Consider the following 1,828-nt stretch of genomic DNA (forward strand, 5'->3'; position numbering starts at 1 on the left):
GCTATTCGTCGGCAGCGTCAGATGTGTATAAGAGACAGACTGCCGGCGCCACTACCGCCGGCGCTTCCGCAACCAGCGGTTTCAGCGTCACCTCTGCTGCCGGTGCTGCTGGTGCTTCCGGTGCTGTGACCTCGAACCTGCTGGCCGCAGCCGGCGTCGCCGTGCTCGTTGGTGGCGGTGCCACCGTGGCCACCAACCTGCTGAGCGAGGACGAAGCCCTTTCGGACACCAACGCACCTTCCACCGCTCCTGCTCCGGAAGGCAACCATTCTTCCCACTTCGACGGCAATGGTCCCAAGCGCCCCGCGCACCCCGCCACGCCGCGCATCCACGATGCCGGCCCCACTAGCGGTACCTCGGCTCAGCCCCCGCTTGCCGACGCCCCCTCTTCTCCAGCACCGCACCACCACACCTCCCCTTCGCAGACCACGAAAAAGCCCAGCGCGACGCACTCTCCTCACGCTGACCATACCCAGACCCACGCCCCTGCCTCCGACAACCGACGTGGCCACCACAGCGAACCCCGCGGCGGCCACCGCGGCGAGGATTCCCAGGCAATTTCCCGCGCCGCCTCCGCTGCGGCTGCTGCCGCCATGGCCGCAGCCAATGACGTCGCCTCGGCCCCGGCACCGTCTCAGACCACGCCTGCCTCGACGCCATCCTCCAACTCGGAACCCGCACCCCAGGTAGCGGCGGCCAAGAAGCCGACCGCAACCTCCTCGTCCTCCCAGTCTGCAGAGCCTTCTCAGACCACGGAGTCCACGAAGAACACGACATCTGCGGAGCCGTCCTCTGCGGCATCCTCGCCTGCCGAGCCGTCCGATCTGCCGACCTCAAGCACGTCTACCTCGGAAAAGACAACTTCCGAGAAAACGACGGCTGAAACCACCACCGCAGCCTCGACGGAAAAGCAGACCACAGAGCCTTCCAGCTCCGCCACCAGTTCTGCCACGAGCGAGCCAACGTCTGAGCCGACCCAGGCTGCAGACCCGTCTACGCCTACCTCTGCGTCCTCTACGTCCACTTCGGCACAGCCCGAGCCCGAATCTTCAAAGCCTGCGTCCTCGGAACCAAAGCCCTCGGAGTCGACCGCGCCTACGACGACGTCTCCGTTGCTGACCTCGGAGTCCGAGCCTGAGCCGGCGCCGGAAACCACGATCCCAGGTTCCGAACTCGAGCCAACGCCAGAACCGGAGACTACTGCTCCTACGACGACGATCCCTGGCTCAGAAATCGACCCCACCCCCGAACCAGAGATCACCGTAGAGCTCGAACCGGCACCGCCTAGGACACACCGCAGCGCACCGGATGGACCGGAGGTGCCGCTGGTACCGTCCGAGCCGGAAGAACCGGAAGGACCGGAGAAACCGGCAGAGCCAGCAGAGCCCGCAGAGCCGGAGGAACCCGGGCGACCTGAGGAGCCCGAGGAACCAACGACTCCGCCGAAGGTCGCCGTCATCGTCGTGGAAAATTAAGCGGCGCGCCCTGTCCCCCTGCACGAAATGCGGGATACTACACTGAGTTTAATGAACAACACACCTGGCCCCTCCCCGCAGCACACGCCGGCGTCGGCCCCAGCCCCGTCGCCCGCGACGGTGGCTTCGCGCCACGCGGCCAGGTCCACAACGCCCAAACCGGGCGCAGAACAGCGACGCACTCGGCTGCGCCGCGCGGTGCGACCGTCCGGCGAACCGGATGCCGCAAAGCCCAAGCCAAAACCGAAGCCGAAGCCGCACCCACCTGCCCGTCACGAGCGGCCTGCCACGCCGGAAGCGGCTAACAAGAAGCCGCAGCAGCCGCAGCAGCCCTGTCTCTTATACACATCTCC

At 66.6% G+C, this 1,828-nt stretch carries 2 pseudogenes; both read left to right on the forward strand.

What is annotated here, in order from left to right:
- Positions 1 to 1,475: pseudogene (locus QP934_RS11370) on the forward strand (hypothetical protein); the annotation flags it as partial.
- A 51-nt stretch (positions 1,476 to 1,526) separates the two neighbouring features.
- Positions 1,527 to 1,828, forward strand: a pseudogene (locus tag QP934_RS11375) (hypothetical protein); the annotation flags it as partial.

Source organism: Corynebacterium sp. MSK122 (genome assembly GCF_030229435.2).
Taxonomy (GTDB): Bacteria; Actinomycetota; Actinomycetes; order Mycobacteriales; family Mycobacteriaceae; genus Corynebacterium; species Corynebacterium marquesiae.